Source organism: Litoribrevibacter albus (genome assembly GCF_030159995.1).
In the GTDB taxonomy this organism is placed as follows: domain Bacteria; phylum Pseudomonadota; class Gammaproteobacteria; order Pseudomonadales; family Litoribrevibacteraceae; genus Litoribrevibacter; species Litoribrevibacter albus.
Map to the genome: position 1 here is coordinate 16,170 of NZ_BSNM01000027.1, position 26,293 is coordinate 42,462.

Here is a 26,293-nt window from a genome sequence, read left to right on the forward strand (position 1 = left end):
AAACAAAACTAAATAACAGACCTAAACGGCGGGTTTACTAATAATACGAAGGTCTTCACCCACCGGTGATACTTCTTCAAAGGTTAACGCAATTGCTTGATTCATACGCTCCAATGGCAAGGTCACCAATGGACGAGCATCAGCCCCCATCAATTTAGGAGCAATGTACGTCCAGCACTCATCCACAAGTTTTTCTTCGAGGAAACCTGTCGATAGCTGAGCCCCAGCTTCAACCAATACTTCGTTAATCGAACGCTCTGCTGCCAATCGTTTTAATAACGCTACCAGCTGAATCCTCTTATCAGTCGTCTGAGTCCAGACCGTCACGCCCGCCTTTTCCAAGCGATCTTTCTTGGTCTGATCAGCTTGATCAGAACATACAATTATCGTCTCACCTGGCAAAGATAAGATCTTAGCCATTTCCGGAATGCTCAGCTGACTGTCTAACACCACCCGTAACGGTTGATGTTGGATTGCTTCTGCAGCAAGTTCTTTTGCTAAACCGAGTTCATCTTCCCGCAACGTCAACGAAGAATCGTCATGAAGAATGGAACCAACACCGGTAATAATGGCATCACTCATGGCACGAAGACGTTGAACATCTGAGCGAGCAGCAGGTCCGGTAATCCATTTGCTTTCACCGGACGCCATCGCAGTACGCCCATCCAGACTCATTGCCTGTTTAACACGAACATAAGGCAGCCCCGTTTCCATACGCTTCAGGAAACCAGGATTGAGATCTCTCGCTTCGTCTTCCAGAATCCCGGAGACCACTGAAATACCGGCCTCTTCAATACGCTGTAACCCTCTCCCCGCCACTTCCGGGTTTGGATCGGTCATAGCCGCAACCACCCGAGAAACGCCCGCCTTAATCAGCGCATCACAACACGGCGGAGTACGTCCAAAATGACTGCAGGGCTCCAGAGTGACATAGGCCGTAGCCCCTTTCGCCTGCTCACCCGCATCTTTTAAAGCGTGCACTTCTGCATGGGGCTCACCGGCTCTGAAATGAAAGCCCTGACCCACCACTTGGTCGTCCTTTACAATGACACACCCAACACGAGGATTAGGATGCGTTGTATACAAACCGTTCTGGGCTAATTCAATCGCCAGAGACATCCATTTTTCATCTTCAATGTTAATGGCTTCCGGGTTGATCATTTTACGGGCTCCGAAGACGCATTCGATAACATATCAATTTCTTTACGAAACTCATCGATGTCCTGAAAGCTGCGATAGACAGAAGCAAATCGAACATAAGCCACCTGATCTAACTGTCTAAGTGCTTCCATCACCGCCTCTCCCACCATAAGTGAAGGCACTTCGCGCTCACCGGTTGCACGGAGTCGATGTTTGATTTTGAGAATAGCAGATTCGATGTTGTCGAAACTCACCGGACGTTTTTCTAACGCACGTTGAATACCGGCCCGTAATTTTTCTTCATTGAAAGGTTCGCGCGTGCCATCTTGCTTGATGACGCGCGGCATAAGAAGTTCAGCAACTTCGTAAGAGGTAAAACGTTCGTTACACTTCAGACATTCTCGACGGCGACGGACTTGTTCACCATCACTGATCAAACGGGAATCTATCACCTTGGTTTCTTTGTAGCCACAAAATGGACAATACATGTGAACCTCTGAAGTTAAAGAGCTGAAGAATCGATCTTGTTCGCTTAAACACCCAACCAAAACAATAGGATCGATCCTGTTGGGACAATACTTTTAAGAAAGCGTCGCTATTGTAATTTCACTTGACCTAAAACGCAAAAAGCTTCGGTACGAATTTCTTCGTATCGAAGCTTTTCAATTCAGAACTCTGTTAATTCAGAATCCTAATTCGGACAGTAAAACCATCCGAATCCTGCGTTTATTTCAACGCAGCTTATTTGTATACAGGCTTCTGCTTACAAATATTTAGTACTTTTTGTTTTACTTCTGCGATTGCAGCAGATGCATCACCAGACTCAAGGCCATCCAATACATCACAGATCCAACCAGCAAGCTCTGCTGATTCAGCTTCTTCGAAGCCACGGCTAGTGATTGCAGGTGTACCGATACGCAAACCAGAAGTAACAAACGGTGAACGAGGGTCGTTTGGAACCGCATTCTTGTTCACAGTGATGTTTGCTTCACCCAACGCTGCGTCAGCATCTTTACCTGTGTATTCTTTGCCGATCAAATCAACAAGGAACAAGTGATCGTCAGTACCACCAGAAACAACATTGATACCACGGTCGATGAATACCTTAGCCATTGCCTGAGCATTTTTAACAACTTGTGCCTGATATGCTTTGTACTCGTCAGACATTGCTTCTTTAAAGCACACTGCTTTAGCAGCGATCACATGCATCAATGGGCCACCTTGTGACTCAGGGAATACAGCGAAGTTAAGCTTCTTGTTCAATTCTTCGTCTTCTTTCGCAAGAATCAAACCACCACGAGGACCACGCAATGTTTTGTGAGTTGTTGTAGTCACAACGTCAGCGAAAGGTACCGGGCTTGGGTAAACGCCAGCCGCAATCAAACCAGCTACGTGGGCCATATCCACAAACAAGTAAGCACCTACTTTGTCTGCGATGTCACGGAAACGCTGCCAATCAACTACGCGAGAATACGCAGAGAAACCAGCAACGATCATTTTTGGTTTGTGCTCTAGAGCCAAACGCTCTACTTCTTCGTAATCAATCTCACCCGTTTCAGGGTTTAGACCGTACTGAACCGCATCATAGATACGACCAGAGAAAGAAACTGCTGCACCGTGCGTCAAGTGACCACCGTGAGCAAGGCTCATGCCCAATACTTTGTCACCTGGCTTACATAGCGCCATGTAAACCGCTGCGTTTGCTTGAGAACCAGAGTGTGGTTGAACGTTTGCGTAACCCGCACCGAACAATTCTTTGGCACGATCGATAGCCAATTGCTCAACTACGTCAACGTACTCACAACCACCGTAGTAACGCTTACCTGGATAACCTTCAGCGTATTTGTTGGTTAGCTGAGAGCCTTGCGCTTCCATAACACGAGGACTGGTATAGTTTTCTGATGCAATCAGCTCAATGTGTTCTTCTTGGCGAACACGTTCGCTTTCCATTGCAGACCATACATCTGGGTCAAAATCAGCAATATTCATATCACGAGTAAACATGGGCGTCCTCTGATTCTATCAAGTGAGGTTGACCACTCAGTCAGCTATTTTACTGGCTTCCCAGCGTTTTTTGCTGCCTTGAAGTGGAACTAAAAAATATTAAAAGTGGAACTGGAAATTTGGCGCGAAGTATAACCGATTAAATTCCGAACGCCTACTGAGTAATTTTGATAGACCTATGAAGGAAATTCATCAATCAAAAATTACTCACTCGAAAATCAACTCGGCATATAGAACTGATAAATATCCCGGCCACCAGCTTTCGCTCGGTACATCGCATGATCCGCATGACGCAGGAGCTCAGACGCATCGTCCGCATGAACAGGGTAGACAGCGATACCCACACTGGCCGTTACCCGAAATTCCTGATTCTGAATGGAAATAGGCTCCTGCAATGCAGAAACCACCTGACTCGCCACATGCTCACTGAAGGAACGAGCCTCAGCTTCTGAAGGCTGCCCACCAAGAATAATGGTAAATTCATCACCGCCCATGCGAGCAACCGTATCGGAAGAACGAACACAACTGCTTAAACGCTGAGCCACCTCTTTTAACAGGATATCCCCCGCTTCATGACCCAAAGTGTCGTTGACCGGTTTAAAGTTATCCAAATCCAGATATAAAAGCGCAACAGCGCCTTGATTGTCATTTGCCCGACGCATTTCAAGATTCAACTGTTCTTTGAACAAACTCCGGTTAGCCAAGTCGGTCAACGGATCGTAATAAGCCAAACGATGAATTCGCTCTTCTGCTTCTTTACGCTCGCTCATGTCGGAGAAAATCACAATGTAGCTTTCAACAAACCCATCGTCATTAGTAATTGCAGACACACCCACCCAAGCAGGGAAAGGTTCACCCGTCTTTTTACGATGCCAAACTTCACCCTGCCAATAACCGGTTCGGGCAACACTGTCCAACAGGGTATGATAAAACTGCTCGGTTTGCTGTTCAGTACACAAGAAGGCCAGATTCTTACCCAGGATTTCACGATTTTCATAACCAGTAACCACCTTGAAAGCTCGGTTACTGCGAACAATATCGCCGTCCATATCCGTAATCAGAATAGCCTCGTTACTGCTCTCGAAGACTTCCGCTGCAAGTTTAAGTTCCGCCTGGCTCTTTCTACGTCGGGTGACATCCCGACAACTGCCTAACAAACCTTCAAAGTTATTGTCTTCGTCCCACAGCAAACCAACTTTCACTTCCAAAGACACATAATGTCCGTCCTGATGAAGCGCCATCACTTCCACAATGTGCTCACCCGTTTGCTCACGATAGGACTCTGCATTAACCTCGCCTGACATCACCGCACGTAATGGTTCAGCGATTTCCTCTTCAATCAGGGTAAATTGATCTTCCGCCAGAAAGGCTCTTGCACCTTTATGCAAGACGTCTTCCTGTTCGTAACCCAGGACCTGCATAATGGAAGGACTGATGTATTTAAAATGAAACTCAGGGTCCATCACCCAAACAAGATCACGAATATTTTCAGCTAACACTTCCAGATAACGTTCGTGTTTATCAACTTTGGTTCGCGCTTCCAATAATTCAGTGATGTCACGCCCGACACCGATATATCGCTTCACCTTATTATTTTCATCACGAGTAAACGGAGTATCGCGGAACAAATAACTGTGCCACTTTCCATTTTTATGCTGCATGCGCAGAACCGTCTCATTGACCGTGCCGTTTTCCATATCCCGGAATTTAGGCAGTTCACTCTTCAGTAATAACTTATCCTCAGGATGAAGCAGAGTTTGCCAGTAACGATCTCCCATACGGTCAAGGTCTGAGCGACTGTATCCCAACCTGAGACCAATCTCATGATTCACAAAGACATTGCCATGGGTTGAGAAGTCATTAACGTAAACCACATCGGGTACGGAATGCACCACCTGTTGCCAAAACTGTTCTCTTTCTGCCGCCTTTTCTTTTGCCGACTTCAACGCCGACACATCCAACAAGCTCAATAAGATACAACCGGAAGAGGTTGCGCCACTGCCATCCTCATCCAATGTTTCTGCAGGCTCCACCAGACTGACGTTAATCTGGGCAGAAATGGATTTACCCGTCACGCTGTAAAGATCAATGATCGATTCAGATCTGCCATCGAGATTAAACGTCAAGGCCATGATGGACTTCCAGATACAACTGTCTGGATGGAACACAATTTTCTTGAGGTGTTTCACCGCCGTCATCTCATCAATGGTATCCAACAAGCGACACGCCGATTCATTAATCTCGGTGATTAGAATTCCGTCAATCATCGATCGGAACTGCCAGGCATTACGATCACGCCAACAGGAAAATGCCTCATAAGAATCGACTACACCGGAGGACAGTAGCTCACCCAACTCATTCAGATCAACCATCGCCAACGGCACTCCGGCACCTTCAAACGTGGATCGGTAATGATTCTGACTGGTAATCAGTTGTTCATGAATGCGATGCTGGTTGGTGACATCCTTTAATACCCAAACAACGACCTGACTGCCATCTTCCAGCGATAACATTTGATGCGAAGGCTCCACCCAACGCGAAACCACCAGACTATCGATGGATAACTCATTATCCACATCAATCACCTCACCATTAAGTAAGGACTCACTCCACGAGGTTAACCTATCCCAAAATACGGATGGTCCTTGACGTGTAACCTCATCCGACACAGGCTTGTCACTATCCAACTTCAATAACGAATAGAAAGTGGAATTAGCAAACATCACCTGATTATGAGCTCCCAGCACCACAACCGCATCCGAGATCGACGATAAAATCAAATCCCCACGAAATGCTAATTCCCGATTTTGCTTTTGAAGATTCTTATTGTGGCGGCGAGCGGTTCCCAGATACCAAATGAGCCCAACACCACCAAATAAATAAAAGAACGCCACCAATGCGGAAGGCGCCATTGAAGTTTTGTAGTAATCCCGCGTTCTCGACTGATTGATATACCCCGTCAGAGCCAACTTACTGTCGCCCAATTTTGCAGTCCAGATACTTTGCTTATGGTTAGCAGGTAAAACAGGTAACACATCCACCCAAACATTACGATCCGTTGTGAGATCCAATAACTCATAACTGGCATGAGGGTTATCATTCTTCGCAAGCAAAGACTTTAGCCACTCTAACTGAATGACGATAACCAAATACCCTTGATTACCTTTACGTCGGTGAAAAAGAAACCCACCCTGATCATTTAACAACCGAAATCCTGTAATCGGTGTTTTGGCATCAAAATCGAAGACAACATCGGCGCTCGCCCCATTCTGACGAGTTAAAGGCACTCCCGTCTCCCATCGAATATGCCCCTCCATATCCACCAGAGCCACCGATCTCAACCACGGAGAAATATCTGAAACTGACAAGAAGAAATTATCGAGATCGGACTGAGCCTCAAATGGCAAATCATAGTTATCAACCAAGGCACGCTCTAAGGATGAAATTTGTGTCCCAAAATAATCCTGATAGAGCGTCACTCGACTCTTAATCATCCGGGACATCAAATCCTGATGATAGCCATGATCTTTCCAGACCTGCCAAGCCATCACACCCAAGAGATAAAGGAAGGCCACCACAAAGAGAATAACAGGATAAACAGGCACGGATTTCGAGCGACTGGCAGTCTGATCCTGGGTTATTTTTTTAGACGTAGAATGCTGCACAAAAAGCCCGACAAAGAGATACGTAAAACTATGGATTTGTAATTAGAATTTGAACTGTATAATAAAACATCAACCAGTCCAGACCAACCCGACATAGGTACTTTTCAGTGCTTTATTTATCTATTTATACATAAACTTTTTTAGTATTGGACTTGAAGTGCTATTTGGTTGAATTATGATTAGCCCCCGGTAGATAAAAATCACATCGTTTATCTACGCATTCAAACGTATCGAATCTATTCTTGTAGTCAAAATACAAATTCAGAATTCACATTAGTCAGGTCAAAAATTTATGGCGCAATACGTCTATACGATGAATCGTGTGAGTAAGGTTGTTCCCCCAAAACGCGAAATTCTAAAAGATATTTCACTGTCCTTTTTCCCAGGCGCAAAGATTGGTGTACTCGGTCTGAACGGTGCAGGTAAATCCACCCTACTTCGCATCATGGCTGGCGTTGACACCGAGTTTGATGGTGAAGCGCGTCCGATGCCTGACATCAACGTCGGCTATCTTCCGCAGGAACCAGAACTGGACGAAACGAAAAACGTTCGCCAAGTGGTTGAAGAAGCCCTAAGCACCATTAAAGATGCTCAAGCCCGTTTGGACGAAGTCTATGCCGCATATGCGGACCCTGATGCCGACTTCGATGCATTAGCAGCAGAACAAGCCAAGCTGGAAAACATTATTCAAGCGTCTGACGCTCACAACCTGGAGCGCAAACTGGAAGTAGCTGCCGATGCACTACGCCTTCCGGAATGGGACGCTGAAATCAAAAACCTATCCGGTGGTGAGAAACGTCGTGTGGCGCTTTGTCGACTTCTTCTATCCAGCCCTGACATGCTGTTGCTCGATGAACCGACCAACCACTTGGATGCTGAATCCGTTGCATGGCTTGAACACTTCCTATGTGAATTCCCCGGTACCGTGGTAGCCATTACCCACGACCGTTACTTCCTGGACAATGCCGCAGGCTGGATTCTGGAATTGGACCGTGGTCGCGGTATTCCATTTGAAGGTAACTATTCTGCATGGCTTGAAAACAAAGAAGAACGTTTGGCCGCCGAAGAGAAACAACAAGCTGCTCGTGAAAAAGCCATCAAACACGAATTGGAGTGGGTACGTTCCAACGCCAAAGGACGCCAATCTAAATCCAAGGCTCGTATGGCACGTTTCGAAGAAATGAATTCTCAGGAATTCCAGAAGCGCAGTGAAACCAACGAAATCTACATTCCACCAGGGCCTCGCTTGGGTGACAAAGTGCTGGATTTCAAAAACGTCACCAAAGGCTTCGGCGACCGAATCCTGATCGATGATTTATCATTCAGCATTCCGAAAGGCGCTATCGTTGGTGTGATCGGTGGTAACGGTGCAGGTAAATCAACTCTGTTCCGTATGATCACAGGCTCTGAGCAGCCAGATAGTGGTGAGATCGAAGTGGGTGAAACGGTTAAAATGGCGTTTGTTGATCAAAGCCGTGCTGATCTCGACGATTCCAAAACCGTTTGGGAAGAACTTTCTGGCGGTTCAGACATCATCAACATCAATGGTTACGAAGTTCAATCTCGTTCTTACGTGGGTCGCTTTAACTTTAAAGGCTCTGACCAACAGAAGCGCGTTGGTGAACTGTCTGGTGGTGAGCGTGGTCGTCTACACTTGGCAAACACCCTAAAGCAAGGTGCTAACGTATTGCTTCTGGACGAACCATCAAACGACTTGGACGTTGAAACCTTACGTGCACTGGAAGAAGCCCTGCTGGACTTCCCTGGTTGCGCTATTGTGATCTCGCACGATCGCTGGTTCCTTGACCGTATCGCAACCCATATTCTTGCTTACGAAGATGAATCAAAAATTACTTTCTTCGAAGGCAACTACACCGAATACGAGAAAGACCTGAAAGAACGCGTGGGTGAAGCTGCGGCTCAGCCTAAGCGTGTACGTCATAAGAAGTTGGCGTAACCTGAAGGTAAGTAAACCAAAGGCTTCTTCGGAAGCCCTTGGTTTTTGATAGTTCTTATTAAAAAAAACCATCCAACAACCTAATAAAGCCATATTCCACTCACTTTTCACTTATTCACTTACATTCTGTAATTCCCTACTCAGCACAGCCTGCTATATACTCTTTATAGTGCAACCCTTTGATTTCTCTTCAAGAATACGCAGGTTATCCATTGGCAGCTAAAACGACTCTGATAAGTGTAGATAAACTTGCCGTCGGTATGTATGTAGACATTCGACTCGGCTGGTCTCAACACCCGTTTTTATTTCGAAAGCTCACCATCAAGAGTCATCACGAGATTAAAATCATCAAAGATCTCGGTCTTAAAGAAGTTCTCTTATTCCCGGAAAAAAGTGATCCTGAAAGCCTGAAGGCCGCCAAAGAATCAGAATCCATCAGCGAATTTGAGCAAGAGTCTGATAAAACTTCCAGTGACGAGTTCTGGCAACAAAAACAAGAAGCCTTAAAGAAAGCAGATTCCTTTCGTATTAACCGAAGAAAAATTGCACAACAATATCGTGAAAAACAAAAGCGCGTAAAAAATCTAACCAGCGATCTTAAACATTCTCCTGCTAATGCAATCCGTGATGCAGGTGAAGTAATCGATGACATGCTGGAAGGGTTTACCGACGATACAGACGTACTGATTAATTTGGTAAGCCTAAGCAGTGATGACCACTCAAATCACTGTCATTCATTAAACGTGACCGTTCTGTCCCTGACCATTGGCCATGCGCTTAAGCTCCCACCGGATCAACTAAAGCTACTTGGGTTGAGCGCAATTCTTCATGATATTGGCAAAGCCGCTCTTCCTGCCTCGATCTTCATCAAAAAAGGGAAGAAAACCCCCAGTGAAATCAAGGTGCTGCAGACGCATACCACGTTGGGAGCCCGCATAGCAGAAGCCCTTCCTGATGTAGACTCTGGTGTGGTACATGTCATCAGGCATCATCATGAATTCCTCGATGGCACGGGTTATCCCAACCAATTAAAGGGTGATGCCATATCGACTATTTGTCGGATCGTGACCATAGCCAATATCTACGATAACTTGTGCAACAATCCTGACCCTACTGAAGCAGTCATTCCCAAGGTGGCAATGGCTACGTTATTTAAGAAATATCAAGGGAAGCTGGATATAGATCTGGTACAACACTTTATTAAGACCTTTGGGGTCTACCCGCCAGGAACCGTTGTCCAGCTAAACGATGATAGCATTGCTCTGGTCATTTCAGTCGATCCAAGCACCATTCTGAACCCCAAAGTGTTGCTCTATAACCCGGATATCCCTCCCAACCAGGCGTTACTCATTAACCTGGCGGATCATGATAATCTGGAAGTGGTCAAGGTACTCAAGCCCGGCGAGTGTCCACCGAGAGTTTATGAATACCTTGGTATTCAGGAGAACATGGGCTTCTATTTAGAAGCGATTAAAAAGCATCCTGAGAAGTAATTATTTTTTCTTGATGTACAGGGTTTTCTTAACGGTTGCAACAACCTCGCCCTGTTCATCCAGGATATCCACCTCATAAACTGGAAAATATCGATCGCCGTTTTCCGTATGTGTGCGGATGTCTTCCAGCATCGCCTCATCTACTTTGAAGTGCGCCCTAACTGTCCCTTTCCCCGGGCGCTTAAATTCAATTTCAGCTGCTTTATCCCAAACTATGTAGTCTTTCCCTATTCGGTTCATGATCAACAGCATGTAGAAAGGGTCACACATTGAATAGAGAGAACCACCAAAATGCACCCCCACATAATTAGTGTTGGTAAATTTTAGTTTCATTGCCACCGTTGCTTCCGAAAAGTCTTCGGCAAGTTGCTCCAGGGAGATTCCCGCACCGACAAAGGGTGGCCAAACATTCACAAACCTACGAAACCAAACTGGATTCTTTGCGAGTTTCTGAAACATTAACAAACCTCTAAATATAATTGATATATCAACTATATTATCAAAATGACGGATCATTGTTAATGCAAGAACGAGCTTCAACCCATTGTTACGTCGCAGCGCTAGTCGTTTAACTCCATAGGGAATGTAACAACCACTTCAACCCCCAGCCCTGGTTGACTAGAAAACTCCAACTTGCCATGCAAATCCGCTTCAGCTAAAGACTTGATGATCCCCATTCCCAAACCAGAGCCACCTTCATCCTGTTTGGTGGTATAAAAATCCTCAAATACTTTGGAAAGCAAGGCGGCTTCAATGCCTACCCCGTTATCTCGGTAAATAATCCTCACTTGATCAGCAACCATTTCTGCCGAAATTTCAATACTCCCCTGGGTCACCCCCTCAAAACCATGCAACAATGAGTTATTGATTAGGTTGATCAAAATCTGAGATAACGCCCCCGTATAGGTCGAAAACTCGATTTCCCAAGGCACAGTATTTTTTATTTCATGGGTATATTTTTTGAGCTTAGCCTGCATACTCAAAACCACTTGATCAACAAAGTGATACAAGCTGATTTTATTCTTCTGATGACTGCACTGCCCGACTGCAACCTGTTTAAAACTTTGGATTAAGTTGGCCGCCAAATCTATGCTGACCTGACAGCTGTTCAATGCTTCTTTCTGCTGTTCTATGTATTGAGCAAAGTCACTCTGAGTTAAGGTCTGATCTTGCCACTTTTGTTGAATCTCATCCAAACAGTACTGACTGTAGCTCATTGCCGTTTTCAGGTTACCTAACGGGTTACTGACCTCATGCACAATCTCCCCAACCATTTCGCCCAGTTCAGCCATTTTGAGTGATTTTTGCTGTAACTCTCGCTCCATCGTTCGCTGATGAAAGAGCTTCAACTGATTATCTACGCGCGAAAGCACTTCTTCCCGTTGTGCTGGCTTGGTAATGTAATCTGCCGCCCCCAGCTGGAAACCAAATTTGATGTCTTCTGCGGCTGTCTTGGCCGTCACAAAAATAATTGGAATATGAGCCAACTGAACGTTGGCTTTTAATCGTCGGCACACTTCATATCCATCAATGCCAGGCATCATCACATCAAGAAGAATCAAATGAGGCGGGTTCTTCTCTACCAAGCTCAACGCAACTTCACCACTGGTCACCGCTGCAATGTTATATTTATCATCATCCATGAAGCGACGTAACAAATCGATATTGGTCGGATTATCATCCACAATCAACACGTGATTCTGCAGATTAGACATCTTTCGTCTCCACAGCCTCCAGGTAACGCATTAAGCCCTCCATATCGTACTTAGCAATGAAAGATTGAACCTCAGACACCCAGCCATATTGAGTACTGTCATAGCCTTTCAAGGCTTCTTCCAATTCCGATATTTGGTACAACTCAGCGGCCTGATATAACGAATGTTTCAGCTGGGGAGACATCATTGAGTCCATTGTGGATTGCCTGTCAGTCACTGATGATTGCTGATCCTTATACACAAACTCTAACTGAAGGTGGGTTTGTAAACACAGATAGATGCTTTCAAAATAAAACGGTTTAGAAATATAGTCATCGAAGCCGATATCAATATAATATTGCGCTTCCGCTTGCAAACTGGAAGCGCTGATGGCAATAAATGGAAGTTCACTCCATTTAGGATTCTGCCTTACACGCTTCAGCAAAGCGATACCATCCATATCAGGCATCACCAGATCAGAAAACACCAGATCGAACTCATAATTTTCCAGGCATTCGAGCGCTTCTTCACCACTAGCCGCAGTGATGACCTTAATCCCGATATCCGACAACATGCGATGCAATAACTGACGGTTTAATTCTATGTCGTCAACAACCAGTATATTTGCATTGTATTCCGGTTTCAGCGCAACGACCTGTCTATTGGAGTCTGAATCTAAATCCAAAGATTCTGACAGAATCAGTTCAAGCTCGAAACTCACGCTGGTGCCCTTGTCCAATTCAGATTCCAGTTCAAGCTGACTTCCCATCATCGCCAAATACTTCACAGAGATGGATAAACCAAGTCCGGTACCACCTTTTTCATAACCTTGCTGCCCTTGGCTAAAGGGCTCCAGAACAGTTGTTTGATGCTCTTCTGAAATGCCTGGTCCGCTGTCCACAATATTAAACCGGTATGTGTTATCACGAACGTTCGTAACCGCTAAACGAACAAACCCGGTATCGGTGAACTTAATTGCATTCCCCACCAAGTTAATCAATATCTGTCGCAGCTTTCCGGCATCCCCCACGACCGGTAGTTTTTGAAAAGCAAAGTCATTCTCTACCTGCCAACTGATGCCTTTTTGAGTTGCTTTGAGGCTGAACATTTGACTCAGATCACTTAGTAACGCCACCAAGTCAAAGGTTTCGGCCCTCAATTGATGTCCACCCGCCTCAATTCGGGACAGCTCAAGTACATCATTGATCAACCCCAGCAAGTGCCCCCCGGACTTATTGATGATTGAAACAGACTCCTGCTGATCCTGAGTTAACTGAGCATCACGCTCCAGGATTTGTGCATACCCTAAGATGGCATTCATTGGCGTACGAATTTCATGAGTGATATTTGCTAAGAAAACCGATTTCGCCTGGTTAGCCGCCACAGCTTCTTCCTTAGCAACGGTTGCCTCCTCCTCAGCGATCTTCCGTTCATTCACTTCATTCCCCAGTTGCTCATTCATCAGCTCTATTCGTTCTTTTTGAAGCTGCAGGCGTCGAATAATCAATGCGATACAACCAAAGGTGATGACCATCAACAATACGGTCAGACTCCCCACCTCCTGAAAAATCTGATCTACTTTAGCCAGCCCCTGAGTGATGGGCAGAACCACTTCAAGAACGCCACGAACGTCCCCTTCTTGCCAATCGGTTTTAGGGGACTGGGGATGAGAGTTATGACAGCTGACACAGGAATCACGCATTCGATCTGCAACCGCATAGCGCACACGAACGACTCCACCGGTATTTTCGACCTTCACATAAGGATCGACTTCTCCAGAACGAAAATGCTCCCATGCGTCTTTGGCAAAACTATCTTTTAGACCATTGCTTTCCTGACGCCATGGAAAGGGGTAAGGGCTATATAACTTGGCTGAAAGATCTTTACCATGTAACCCTATTCGCTCTCCCAGAAGCATACTCAGGGTCGCAGGTAACGGAATGGCACCTTTTCTCTGATGATAATCATGCGTAACCAGAATACCTTCCGAAGCGACACGCTGTACCACTTCTGAGCTATAGAGAGTACGAAACTCCTCCAGCATTTGACTGTATTGACCGGCACTATGGATGGTTGAAGATTCGACCAGCTCCACTTGAAGACTGCGTAGATGGGTAACAATCAGCCACACGCCCATCACGAAAACGGCCATCAAGATAACTAGCTGTTTTGTTAACCTTCGTTTGGTATTGGACTGATGTTTTTCAAGTACATCCGTGACTGCCATGACATAGCTTTCAACAGTTATAAAGAATTAACTCAGTATAGTTAGACAGCGAACTTTTGCTATCAGCCGCCCAATAGCAATACTCCACCAGAGGGTTAAACAAAGGAAGAAGGGAAAGGCTACGCAACTTATTGCGCAGCCCCTTTAGAAATTGGCGGATGATAAATCATTTGTACTGTCACACCGTCCGGGTCTAAACAGTAAAAACTACGAGCACCATCCCGATGCGTTCTTGGCTTGCTTTGCGCCTTAACACCATTAGCAGTTAAAAACTCATACCAGCGATCAACATCATCCATCTCATCGACGATGAAACCGATATGATCCAAACGCTGACCTGCTCGGGAAGGTTCTTCAGTGGCTCGATGTAAGGCTAGATTATCAACACCCGAACAAAGATAAATATTATCCGGGTCAGGATGCCACTCAACTTCCATACCCAATAAATCCGTATAGAAGGACAAACATTCTTCAAACTTATTAACGAACAAAGCAACATGCCGTAAACCGGCATGCCTTGCTGGACGCTCTACAGACATATTAGCCCTCGATCACTTCATAATCGTGCGTGATTTCCACACCCGCCTTGCCCAACATGATAGACGCGGAACAATACTTCTCTGCTGAAAGTTCAACCGCACGTTTAACCTGTGCTTCTTTCAAGTTAGTTCCAGTCACTTTAAAGTGCAGATGAATCTTGGTGAATACCGAAGGAACTTCATCAGCACGCTCAGCCTCAATTTCAGCCACACAGTCTGTTACTTGCTGACGGGACTTTTTCAAAATACTCACGACATCAAAGGAAGCACACCCTCCCATACCGATCAATAGAGTTTCCATTGGACGCATACCGATATTACGACCACCATGATCTTCCGGGCCATCCATTAAGACAGTATGACCTGTGCCCGACTCACCTAAGAAACTTACATTTTCAACCCATTTAATACGTGCTTTCATCACTTCACCTTTTATTTTCGAGATAAACATTGTAACTGGATCACATTCCTAGCAAAACATTTCAAAATAATTTATAAAGTTCTTTAATATCATGCATGTAGAACACTAACTGCATAAGAAGCTGACAAGAATCAGCCTAACGAATGGAAATTTGGGGAATAATTGGCAAGTTAGTCTATTCTTAATAAGTCTGTGTTTACACCAAAACAAGGCTTTACATGACTAACCAAGTCCACTCTAATGTTGCCTTTGTTAAGAAGAATCACACAAATACAAAAGGGATCTCTCAGGTTTAGCCTATGACTAGCATTATTAAGCCAGTAGAAACCAACAAGCATTTGGACGCTTTCGTAGCTCAATGCCATCGCAGAAAATATCCAAGTAAAAGTACCATCATCTATGCTGGCGATGAATGTGATTCTCTTTACTACATTGTGAAAGGATCAGTAGCCGTCATCATTGAAGATGACGATGGACGTGAAATGATTATGGCTTATCTGAACGCCGGAGACTTCTTCGGTGAGATGGGCCTTTTCGATCAGGAAGAAACTCGCTCCGCCTGGATTAAAGCCAAAACGGAGTGTGAAGTAGCTGAAATTGGCTACAGCAAGTTTAAAGAATTTACTCAAACCTCACCCGAAATCCTGTATATGTTAGGAAAACAAATGGCTAACCGCTTACGTGCAACCACGCGTAAGGTGGGTGATTTGGCTTTCCTTGATGTTACAGGCCGAGTGGCTCGTACCCTTCTGGAGTTGACCAAAGAGCCTGATGCCATGACTCACCCGGATGGTATGCAGATCAAAATCACTCGTCAGGAGATCGGTCGAATTGTTGGCTGTTCTCGTGAAATGGTGGGCCGAGTCCTCAAGACCCTGGAAGAACAAGGTCTTGTTTCTGTGAAAGGTAAGACAATGGTAGTTTACGGTACTCGATAAACTCCCGTTCACCACTTACATACTAAAAAAGCCAGCGTATGCTGGCTTTTTTAGTTAAAGATTAAATCTGATATTAACCGTGATACTGAGGGCTCAACTCTTCCACCGCCTCAATAAAGGCTTTTGCATGCTCAGGATCTACCCACTGATGAATACCATGACCAAGGTTAAATACATGTCCGGTACCCTGACCGAAGCTGTCCAAAATGGTTTTCACTTCATCACGAATGATCTTTGGTTCCGCGTACAATACACATGGGTCCATATTGCCCTGTAGCGCTACACGATCACCAACACGGCTACGGGCATTACCAATATCGGTTGTCCAGTCCAGGCCAAGCGCATCACAACCAGTATCTGCCATTGATTCCAGCCACTGACCGCCACCTTTGGTGAACATGATTACAGGCACCTTACGCCCTTCGCTTTCACGCTTCAATCCTGCAACAATTTTCTCCATATACTTCAGAGAAAACTCACGATAGCAACGATCACTCAAGGAACCACCCCAGGTATCAAAGATTTGAACCGCTTGGGCACCCGCATCAATTTGAGCATTTAAATAGCCAGTGACTGATTGAGCCAACTTATCCAATAATTGATGCATCACTTCAGGCTGGTTATACATCATTGCTTTAACTTTACGGAAGTCTTTGGAAGAACCACCTTCCACCATGTAAGTAGCTAGCGTCCACGGACTACCAGAGAAACCAATCAAAGGAACACGGCCATTCAATTCACGACGAATAGTAGACACGGCTTTCGTCACATAGGACAGATCCCCGGCCTCCATATTCACAACTGGAAGCGCATTTACATCGGCTTCTGTCTCTACGATTTTTTTGAATTTAGGACCTTCACCCGTCTCAAAATACAAACCTAATCCCATTGCGTCAGGAATCGTCAGAATGTCGGAAAACAGAATAGCCGCATCAAGACCAGGATAGCGATCCAAAGGCTGTAGCGTCACTTCACAAGCAAAATCCGCATTCATACACAGGTCCATAAAGCTTCCTGCATTCGCACGTGAAGCACGATACTCTGGGAGGTAACGACCCGCCTGACGCATCATCCAGATCGGTGTACGATCTACTGGCTCACGTAATAAAGCACGTAAAAAACGGTCGTTTTTAAGCTCAGCTTTAGCTTCGGTCATGGTTACTCCAGAGTAATGTCAAACTAATTAAAAAAATTGCGCTCAATGATAACCAAAAAGCAAAAAAAAAGCTCAGTATGTTCAACACATACCGAGCTTTTTTTGACTTTGGTCAGAAGTATTTTGGCTTCTAGAATTAAATCAAATGCCTACTAGAAACAAATTAAACTTCTAGATAGTCAAGAATGCCTTCTGCAGCCTGACGACCTTCATAGATTGCCGTCACAACCAAGTCAGAACCACGCACCATATCACCGCCAGCAAACACTTTAGGGTTTGTTGTTTGATACGCCTGCGCTTCTGGAGCAATCACACCGCCCCAGTCATTGGTGTTAACTTGGTGATCCGCCAACCAATCTGCCGGGCTTGGACGGAAACCGAAAGCAACCAACACTGCATCTGCAGGTAATACTTGCTCAGAACCTTCGATCACTTCTGGACGACGACGACCATTCTCATCAGGCTCACCAAGACGTGTCTCAACCACTTTAACGCCTTCAACCTTTTCTTCGCCAATGATGGCTACTGGTTGACGGTTAAACAGGAACTGAACACCTTCTTCTTTGGCATTCGCAACTTCACGAACCGAACCAGGCATATTAGCTTCATCACGACGATAGGCACAAGTTACCGCTTCAGCACCCTGACGGATTGAGGTACGGTTACAGTCCATTGCGGTATCACCACCACCAAGAACAATAACCTTCTTGCCTTTCATATCAATGAAATCAGCAGGATCTTTCTCAAAACCAAGATTGCGATTCACATTTGAAATCAAGAACGGCAACGCATCATACACACCAGGAAGGTCTTCACCAGGGAAGCCGCCTTTCATGTAATTGTATGTACCCATACCAAGGAACACAGCATCGTATTCGTTCAGAATATCTTCAAAGCTGATGTCTTTACCTACTTCCGTATTCAAACGGAACTCAACACCCATCTCAGTGAAAACTTCACGACGGCGAACCATCACTTCTTTTTCAAGTTTAAACTCAGGGATACCGAAAGTTAGAAGACCACCAATTTCTGGATATCTATCAAATACGGTAGGTTTCACACCATTACGAACCAAAATATCAGCACATCCCAGACCAGCAGGACCCGCACCGATAACGGCAACCTTTTTATCAGTCCAGGCTACTTTTGACATATCAGGCTTCCAGCCCATAGCAAAAGCAGTATCAGTAATATACTTTTCCGCAGAACCAATGGTTACCGCTCCAAAACCGTCATTCAAGGTACACGCACCTTCACACAGACGATCTTGTGGACAAACTCGACCACAAACTTCTGGTAACGAGTTCGTCTGGTGGCTCATTTCCACGGCTTCAAGAATGTTGCCTTCAGACACCAACTTCAACCAATCAGGGATGAAGTTATGCACAGGACATTTCCATTCACAATACGGGTTACCACAAGCCAAACAACGATGACTTTGATCACGTACTTCTACAGACGTGAAAGGCTCGTAGATTTCATTAAATTCTTTCTTACGAGTATCTGCAGGCTTCTTCTTTGGATCCTGACGGCCTACATCGACAAACTGGAAATTGTTATTTAAGCGTTCAGCCATTTCCGTTCAACCTCTTTTCTCAAGCTTCGTTCACGGGTTATTGTCAAGATAACTCGCGCCCTTATTCAGGACGCGACTTCATGCTATCTAACAATTTACCCAGGCTTGCTGCTTTTGGTTTTACCAACCAGAACTTACCAACGAAGCCATCAAAATCATCTAGAATCTGTTGACCCCAAGCACTGCCAGTTTCAGCAACGTACTCAGTGATCACTTGACGCAGGTGATTACGGTACTCTTCCATTGACTCTTGAGTGATACGATGGATATCAATCAACTCATGATTATAACAGTCAACAAAGGTACGATCCTGATCCAGTACATAAGCGAAACCGCCTGTCATACCAGCACCAAAGTTCACACCTACATTCCCAAGAACAGTAACAAAACCACCCGTCATATATTCACAACAGTGATCGCCTGCACCTTCGATAACAGCATGTGCACCCGAGTTACGAACTGCAAATCGCTCACCCGCTGTACCAGCCGCAAACAACGTACCACCTGTTGCACCGTACAAACACGTGTTACCAATAATGGAGGTTTCTTGAGTCTCAAACTGACTACCTTCTGGCGGACGAATCACCAGCTTACCGCCAGCCATACCTTTACCAACGTAGTCGTTTGCATCACCTTCAAGGCGCATTACCAAACCACCGGCGTTCCAAACACCAAAACTTTGGCCTGCAGTACCTTTAAGATTCAAAGTAACAGGAGCATCAGCCATCCCCAAGTTGCCATAGCGCTTGGCAATCTCACCAGATAAACGAGCACCTACCGAACGGTCACAGTTAGTTACTGTAAACTCAAACTCACCACCTGACTTAGCTTCAACTGCAGAAAGAACTTCTTCAACGATTTGCGTATTCTTAGCGCCTTCATCGTAAGGAGCATTCTTCTGTACAGCACATGTCTGTGGCTTATCTGCCGGAACAAAGCTGTTATCAAGAATTGGTGTCAGGTCAAGCTTGGCTTGACGCTCAGTGATACCATCCAGAATTTCAAGCAAGTCAGTACGACCCACAAGCTCTTCCAATGATTTAACACCCATATCTGCAAGCAACTGACGAACTTCTTGTGCCACGAAACGGAAATAGTTCATCACCATTTCAACCGTGCCAATAAAGTGCTTATCACGAAGCAGATCATCTTGCGTTGCAACACCGGTCGCACAGTTATTCAAGTGACAGATACGAAGGATCTTACAACCCAAAGCCACCATTGGAGCCGTACCAAAGCCATAGCTTTCAGCACCCAAAATTGCAGCCTTAACCACATCAACCCCAGTCTTCATACCACCGTCTGTTTGAAGACGAACTTTGTCACGAAGATCATTAAAACGAAGTGCCTGATGGGCTTCACTCAAACCTAGTTCCCAAGGAGAACCAGCATGTTTAATCGATGTTAACGGACTCGCAGCGGTACCACCATCGTAGCCAGAAATCGTAATCAAGTCAGCGTACGCTTTAGCCACACCAGCAGCAATCGTACCTACGCCTGGCTCAGACACAAGCTTCACAGACACTTGCGCTTCTGGGTTCACTTGTTTCAAGTCGAAGATCAGCTGTGCCAAATCTTCAATTGAATAAATGTCATGATGCGGAGGCGGTGAAATCAAGGTCACACCAGGCACTGAATAACGCAAGCGCGCGATCAGATCATTTACCTTACCACCTGGTAACTGTCCACCTTCACCCGGCTTAGCACCCTGAGCTACTTTAATCTGTAGAACGTCTGCATTCACTAGGTAATGAGGGGTTACACCAAAACGACCAGAGGCGATTTGCTTAATTTTCGAACGTTTCTCTGTACCGTAACGAACAGGATCCTCACCACCCTCACCAGAGTTTGAACGACCACCAAGGCGGTTCATCGCTACAGCCAAAGCTTCGTGCGCTTCAGGAGAAAGTGCACCAAGCGACATAGCCGCAGAGTCAAAACGAGGATAAATACTTTCTAACGGCTCAACGTCATCAATTGAAATCGGGTTAACACCGGTTTTCAACTTAAACATGTCGCGCAATGTAGCAATCGGACGCTCATTAACCAATTCAGCGTACTGATCATAGGCACGCTGATCACCATTCTGAACTGCGTCCTGAAGTAACTTAACTACATCCGGGTTATAGGTGTGATATTCGCTGTTGTGTACAAACTTCAGGAAACCACCTTGGGTGATTGGCTTACGCTTACGCGATGCAAGATCAGCCAACATTTGTTGATCTTCCTGAAGATCACTGAAGTCAGCACCTTGAATACGGTTAGCAACACCAGTAAAGCACAGATCAACAACAGATTGATTCAGACCAATACATTCAAATAATTGTGAACCACGGTAAGATGCAATCGTAGAAATACCCATCTTAGATAGGATTTTCAGAAGCCCTTTATTGATACCTTTACGGTAGTTCTTCTGAGCTTCGATTGGATCCATAACCAACTCACCAGAACGTACAAGATCACAAAGTGTTTCGTACGCAAGATAAGGATGGATTGCAGTAGCACCAAAACCAATCAATACAGCACAGTGATGAGAATCACGAGCCCAACCGGTTTCAACAATGATGTTTGAATCACAACGAAGACCTTCGTTGATCAGACGGTGGTGAACTGCACCCGTTGCCATGAACGAGTTAACAGGCAGTTTACCTTCCGAGATCTCACGATCAGAAAGAATAACCAGCGTTGTTCCTGATTTAACTAGATCAACCGCTTCATCACATACACGTTTAACAGCGGCTTCAAGACCTTCTTCCGCAGTATACTCAAGCTTCACGACACCAGCTCGGAAACGATCGTCTTCCAACGAAGCCAGCTTGTTTACTTTACTGCCAGAAAGAATAGGCGTCGTCAAAATAATACGAGACGCATGCTCCGGCGAAAACTCAAATACATTTCGCTCAGCACCAATACATGTCTCTAAAGACATTACGATGGTTTCACGTAATGGATCGATTGGCGGGTTTGTAACCTGAGCAAATTTCTGACGGAAGAAATCACTGACCGGACGGATCTTCTGAGACAACACAGCCATAGGCGTATCATCACCCATTGATCCAACGGCTTCCTGGCCACCTTCAGCCAATGGACGCAGTACCTGATCACGTTCTTCGAATGTCACTTGATACATCTTCATGTTGGCTTTCAGAACTTCCTGATCCAGGCTCTCTGCCTGTTGAAGTTCTTCGCTCATAGAAGATTCAATACGAATAGCGTTCTCTTTCAACCACTTCTTATAAGGGTTTGAGTTTTTCAGACGCTCATCAATATCTTTGGTATGCAGAACTTCACCAGTGCTTGTGTCAATAACAAGCATTTGACCCGGTCCTACACGACCTTTGGCAACAACATCTTCAGGAGCATAATCATATACACCGATTTCTGATGCCAAAGTAATATAACCATTTTTAGTCGTTACCCAACGAGCAGGGCGAAGACCGTTACGGTCAAGCATACATACCGCATGACGACCATCAGTCATTACAACGCCCGCAGGGCCATCCCATGCTTCACAGTGCATGGAAGTATATTCGTAGAAGGCACGCAGATCTGGATCCATCGTCTCGGCATTTTGCCAAGCTGGCGGAATAATCAATCGCAACGCTTGAGCTAGGTCCATACCACCTGCAAGCAACAACTCAAGCATGTTATCCATACTAGAAGAGTCAGATCCAGTAGTGTTTACAACTGGCTGCAGATCATTTAGCTCAGGGATAAGTGGCGTAGCATACTTGCTACCACGAGCTTTAGCCCAGTTACGGTTACCTTCAACCGTATTAATCTCACCATTATGCGCAAGATAACGGAACGGTTGAGCCAACGGCCAACGAGGTAAGGTATTCGTAGAAAATCTTTGGTGGAATACACAAATAGAGGTAGTAACGCGCTCATCACCAAGATCTAAATAAAAACTTGGCAAATCAACAGGCATCATCAAGCCTTTATAAGACAGAACTTCTGATGACATACTACAGATGTAGAAGTTTTCCTGGCCCGTATTGGCTTGTTCAGCTCGGCGTTTGGTAACAAACAGCTTAACCATGAACTCTTGTTCAGTTAAACCTTCCGGCGCTTCAATAAATAGTTGCTCGAATCGAGGCAATACATCAATCGCCATAGGACCAAGACAATCATTATTCGTTGGCACAACACGCCAACCAGCTACGGTTAATCCTTCTGCTTTCACAGCCGCTTCAACGTTAGAACGTTGTGTGCTGGCCAATTCCTCATTCAAATCAAGGAACAGCATCGCAACGGCATACTGATCAGCTAGGCTTTTCCCAAACTGTTCATTTGCTACTTCTCTGAGGAATGCATCTGGTTTTTTAATCAGAAGACCACAACCGTCGCCTGTTTTACCGTCTGCAGCAATACCACCACGATGGGTCATGCAAGTTAGAGCTTCAATTGCAGTCTCTAACAAGTGGTGGCTAGCTTCACCGCTCATGTGAGCAATCAGACCAAAACCACAGTTATCTCTGACATCCCCAGGATGATAAAGACCTTTACTCATAAGCCACTCTCACCTAGCTAATCTTAAAATTCTTAACCGAGCCACGACAAATACCTAGGCTCAAAACACCTGCGAAAAGCCTCCACGCAGGCAAAGGGGCGACAATTTTACACAAAACAGTGGCAGGTAACAAACTTTTACGCAAAATCCGTACAGAAATGCGACGAGTCTATTCAAATATGCGACTTCTTAAGGAGAAAAGAAGATGTGGAATAATTCAAAAAGAAAGGAATGAATAATACTACTAAAATTCCCGGATACTAGCGAATCATCTCCTTCTGAATTGCAGAGAAATTACGAATCCAAAGATCTTTCAAGCCTAACTCTGTACCTGTTTTTTTTGCAGATTCACGATTCTCAAAGCTTCCATAGATCAAAACAAACCAAGGTTGACCTCGCAATACACCCTCATAAAGATGAAGCTGGGATTTATCACCCTTAAACCCATCCACATAACGAGTGACGTTTTGCTTGGAATGAGCTCCCAATATCTGAATGGTATAGCGATTGCCTGGCTGTGCCGCAATCCACTGTATAGAAAGATGCTTACCAGCATCATCCTGACCCACCGATTTCACTGATTTATCTTGGGTCTGTTGAGTAACAACTGCAGGTTTAGGTGCATCGATCGGACGCGGACGCTCCACATCCTTCTCTGCTGAAACCTCTGCAATAGATACATTTAGCTCATTGCCTTGAAGTTCTTGTTCGGCTTGCTTAGTACCGACAGCAGAAATATTCTTACGTTCTTCAAGCAGCTCTTCCTGCTTCTTCCGAAGCTGTTCCAATAAGCTACTGGAAGCAGGCCTACTGCTTACTGGCTTTTCCTCTTCAGCGACGGAAAGAGATGAGAGTTCTTCAACTTCTTCGACTTTCTGCCCCGTAATAACAGGTTCAAGCTGCTCCTTCCTAACCACTTCACCCTCTGGGTTTTGACTCTTTTCTGCCTGATAAAAGAACGCAATCCCACCAAGAATTAATGCAACAACAACCAGTACCGCATACTGATATTTTGGCAGTGAAAAAGAAGCACTATTAACAGCCGACGGCATTTCCCTTTCCAGCAATGATCGGATGGCAGCATTCACCTGACCAAGCTTCCCTTCGGACAATTCATGAATGACATTAATATCACTCTCAGAGTACATAATTCGCTCTGACTCGGGCTTCACTGATTCAATAAAGTTTAGGTACTCGGCAATAGAAGCCCGATCCATAACAGGAACCCTAAGGGTAAACACCTGCTCCCCTCCTGCTGCTTTCACAGAAGGCTTTAAAAGATGCTTTTCAATATAAAGCTCGGAGAACAGAATACATTGAACTGTCTCCCGATACTTTTTGTCATGAACCAGTGCCAACAGTACTTCTAAAGCGTCTTCACTAATTTCATGAGCATCATCAATAAGAAAGACAATACTATTACCAGAATCGGCAAGTCTTAAAAGATAAGAACCAATTAATGAAAGAAGAGCACCCTCATCACTGGTAGAAGGCAAATCAGGAAGGTCATGATGAAAGCGATTTGCCATTAATTGATGCAACATCTGATTAAGTAATTCAGAGGAAGACATCAACAAAGAAGCTTGAACTTCAATAGCATTCCCAGGCAATGAAGCTTTTACTGCATGTAACAGGTGACTTTTTCCAACACCAGCCTCACCTGTCACATTTACAGTCATTGAACCGAAACGGGCTAAGTGAACAATTTGATCCAATAACTCACCACGCTGCCCACCAGGAAAAAATCGATTAGATACAAGTGGTGATCGTACCTGTTCAGATTCAAACCCAGTCATTTCAGGTTGAGCTACCGTCGACATATTGTCTTCCTTAGTCCTTTTGTCTAAAACACTAACATACCATGCTTATCTACTAGCAACTAGATAAGGTGTTCATAAACACATCTTGAGGATAGTCAGACGTAATGACCGCCTCTCCCAGCTTTTTCAGCAGCACAAGGCGAATACGGTGGTCCAAGTTTTTTTTGTCCAAAGACATATACTCTACAAAGTCATCAGGCGTCATATTGTCTGGGGATCGCGCGGGCAATTTAGCCTTTTCCACCAACGAACACACTTGAGTGTATTCGTCGGAACTCAACCAACCCAACTCACGAGACATGTGAGCTGCCATCACCATCCCAGTACCAACAGCTTCTCCATGCAACCATTTTCCATAGCCCTGATGAGCTTCAATAGCATGACCAAAGGTGTGTCCAAGATTTAACAAAGCACGGCAACCTGACTCCAGCTCATCCTCAGCCACTATCTCTGCTTTATTCCGACAAGACTCAAAAATCGCTTTAGTTAATGCCTCTGAATCACATTTCAAAAGGTTTTCAATATTACTTTCGATCCATGACAAAAACTCAGGATCTCGGATTAAGCCATATTTAATAACCTCTGCAATACCTGCTGACAATTCCCTTTCAGGAAGAGTACGCAAGGTCGAGGTATCTGCAATCACAACATTAGGCTGATGAAACGCCCCAACCATGTTTTTACCTAGCGGATGATTAATACCCGTTTTTCCTCCAACAGAGGAATCCACTTGGGATAATAAAGTCGTAGGCACCTGAATAAAATCAACACCCCGCTGATAAGATGCCGCCGCATAACCACACATATCACCAACAACACCGCCGCCCAATGCGATAAGCGTCGTTTTACGGTTATGGCGTTTTTTTAACAACTCGGTATAAATAAGGTCGAGACTGGAAGCATTTTTAAACTCTTCACCATCAGGCAAGATAACCTCATCAACCTGAAAGCCTTCCAGTCCTGTTTTTAATTGCTCTAAATAGAGCGGTGCAACGGTCTCATTCGTCACAATCATCACTTGCTGACCAGCGATGTAAGGAACAAGTAGCTCAGAGTTCCCAAGCAAGCCTTCACCAATAAAGATAGGGTAAGAACGCTCACCCAAATCGACTTTCAGTGTTTCCATATATTTCAATACTCAGAAATTAAT

At 45.0% G+C, this 26,293-nt stretch carries 17 protein-coding genes; 3 read left to right on the plus strand and 14 right to left on the minus strand.

The genetic code is table 11. The features are described 5' to 3' along the window. Positions 1-21: 21 nt before the first annotated feature. The 4 genes from ribD to QQL66_RS19850 form a co-directional block, all read right to left on the minus strand. Positions 22-1,161: a bifunctional diaminohydroxyphosphoribosylaminopyrimidine deaminase/5-amino-6-(5-phosphoribosylamino)uracil reductase RibD gene (gene ribD, locus QQL66_RS19835; protein WP_284383881.1), complete on the minus strand. Its 1,140-nt coding sequence runs from the start codon at positions 1,159-1,161 to the stop codon at positions 22-24. Further along, positions 1,158-1,628: a transcriptional regulator NrdR gene (nrdR, locus tag QQL66_RS19840; protein WP_284383882.1), complete on the minus strand. Its 471-nt coding sequence runs from the start codon at positions 1,626-1,628 to the stop codon at positions 1,158-1,160. The genes ribD and nrdR overlap by 4 nt, the downstream gene beginning before the upstream one ends. A 253-nt stretch (positions 1,629-1,881) precedes the next feature. Next, positions 1,882-3,144, minus strand: a complete 1,263-nt coding sequence (glyA, locus tag QQL66_RS19845) for a serine hydroxymethyltransferase (protein WP_284383883.1) — start codon at positions 3,142-3,144, stop codon at positions 1,882-1,884. 218 nt (positions 3,145-3,362) lie between these two features. Then, entirely contained in the window at positions 3,363-6,809 is a 3,447-nt protein-coding gene (locus QQL66_RS19850) for a sensor domain-containing diguanylate cyclase (RefSeq protein WP_284383884.1), read from the minus strand. A gap of 292 nt (positions 6,810-7,101) precedes the next feature. Here QQL66_RS19850 and ettA point away from each other — a divergent pair, with 292 nt between their 5' ends. Further along, entirely contained in the window at positions 7,102-8,766 is a 1,665-nt protein-coding gene (gene ettA / locus QQL66_RS19855) for an energy-dependent translational throttle protein EttA (RefSeq protein ID WP_284383885.1), read from the plus strand. 212 nt (positions 8,767-8,978) lie between these two features. After that, positions 8,979-10,259 carry an HD-GYP domain-containing protein gene (locus QQL66_RS19860; RefSeq protein WP_284383886.1) on the plus strand — a complete coding sequence of 427 codons (1,281 nt, stop codon included), beginning with the start codon at positions 8,979-8,981 and terminating at the stop codon, positions 10,257-10,259. Here QQL66_RS19860 and QQL66_RS19865 read toward each other — a convergent pair whose 3' ends face one another. The 5 genes from QQL66_RS19865 to QQL66_RS19885 form a co-directional block, all read right to left on the minus strand. After that, positions 10,260-10,718: a DUF4442 domain-containing protein gene (locus QQL66_RS19865; RefSeq protein WP_284383887.1), complete on the minus strand. Its 459-nt coding sequence runs from the start codon at positions 10,716-10,718 to the stop codon at positions 10,260-10,262. A 101-nt stretch (positions 10,719-10,819) separates the two neighbouring features. Further along, positions 10,820-11,974 (minus strand): sensor histidine kinase, encoded by a 1,155-nt coding sequence (locus tag QQL66_RS19870; protein ID WP_284383888.1) that lies wholly within the window; start codon positions 11,972-11,974, stop codon positions 10,820-10,822. Beyond that, the gene (locus QQL66_RS19875) at positions 11,967-14,180 is read right to left on the minus strand and encodes a response regulator (protein WP_284383889.1); all 2,214 of its coding nucleotides are present in this window, start codon (positions 14,178-14,180) and stop codon (positions 11,967-11,969) included. Before QQL66_RS19875 ends, QQL66_RS19870 begins: the two co-directional genes overlap by 8 nt. A gap of 128 nt (positions 14,181-14,308) precedes the next feature. After that, entirely contained in the window at positions 14,309-14,719 is a 411-nt protein-coding gene (locus QQL66_RS19880) for a VOC family protein (RefSeq protein ID WP_284383890.1), read from the minus strand. A gap of 1 nt (position 14,720) precedes the next feature. Next, positions 14,721-15,140, minus strand: a complete 420-nt coding sequence (locus tag QQL66_RS19885) for an OsmC family protein (protein WP_284383891.1) — start codon at positions 15,138-15,140, stop codon at positions 14,721-14,723. A 299-nt stretch (positions 15,141-15,439) separates the two neighbouring features. Between QQL66_RS19885 and crp the strand changes: the two genes are divergently transcribed. Then, positions 15,440-16,078: a cAMP-activated global transcriptional regulator CRP gene (gene crp / locus QQL66_RS19890; RefSeq protein WP_284383892.1), complete on the plus strand. Its 639-nt coding sequence runs from the start codon at positions 15,440-15,442 to the stop codon at positions 16,076-16,078. A gap of 73 nt (positions 16,079-16,151) precedes the next feature. On the opposite strand, the gene hemE is transcribed toward crp, so the two are convergent. From hemE to aroB, 5 genes are all read right to left on the minus strand, one after another. Next, positions 16,152-17,234: a uroporphyrinogen decarboxylase gene (gene hemE, locus QQL66_RS19895; protein WP_284383893.1), complete on the minus strand. Its 1,083-nt coding sequence runs from the start codon at positions 17,232-17,234 to the stop codon at positions 16,152-16,154. 163 nt (positions 17,235-17,397) lie between these two features. Then, positions 17,398-18,810 (minus strand): glutamate synthase subunit beta, encoded by a 1,413-nt coding sequence (locus QQL66_RS19900; protein ID WP_284383894.1) that lies wholly within the window; start codon positions 18,808-18,810, stop codon positions 17,398-17,400. A gap of 61 nt (positions 18,811-18,871) precedes the next feature. Beyond that, a complete protein-coding gene (gene gltB, locus QQL66_RS19905) occupies positions 18,872-23,323 on the minus strand; it encodes a glutamate synthase large subunit (protein ID WP_284383895.1) in 4,452 nt (1,483 codons plus the stop codon). Between the two features lie 260 nt (positions 23,324-23,583). Then, the gene (locus QQL66_RS19910; protein ID WP_284383897.1) at positions 23,584-25,143 is read right to left on the minus strand and encodes an SPOR domain-containing protein; all 1,560 of its coding nucleotides are present in this window, start codon (positions 25,141-25,143) and stop codon (positions 23,584-23,586) included. Between the two features lie 52 nt (positions 25,144-25,195). Continuing rightward, complete coding sequence (aroB, locus tag QQL66_RS19915; protein ID WP_284383898.1) at positions 25,196-26,269, minus strand: 3-dehydroquinate synthase; 1,074 nt, start codon at positions 26,267-26,269, stop codon at positions 25,196-25,198. Between the last annotated feature and the right edge of the window lie 24 nt (positions 26,270-26,293).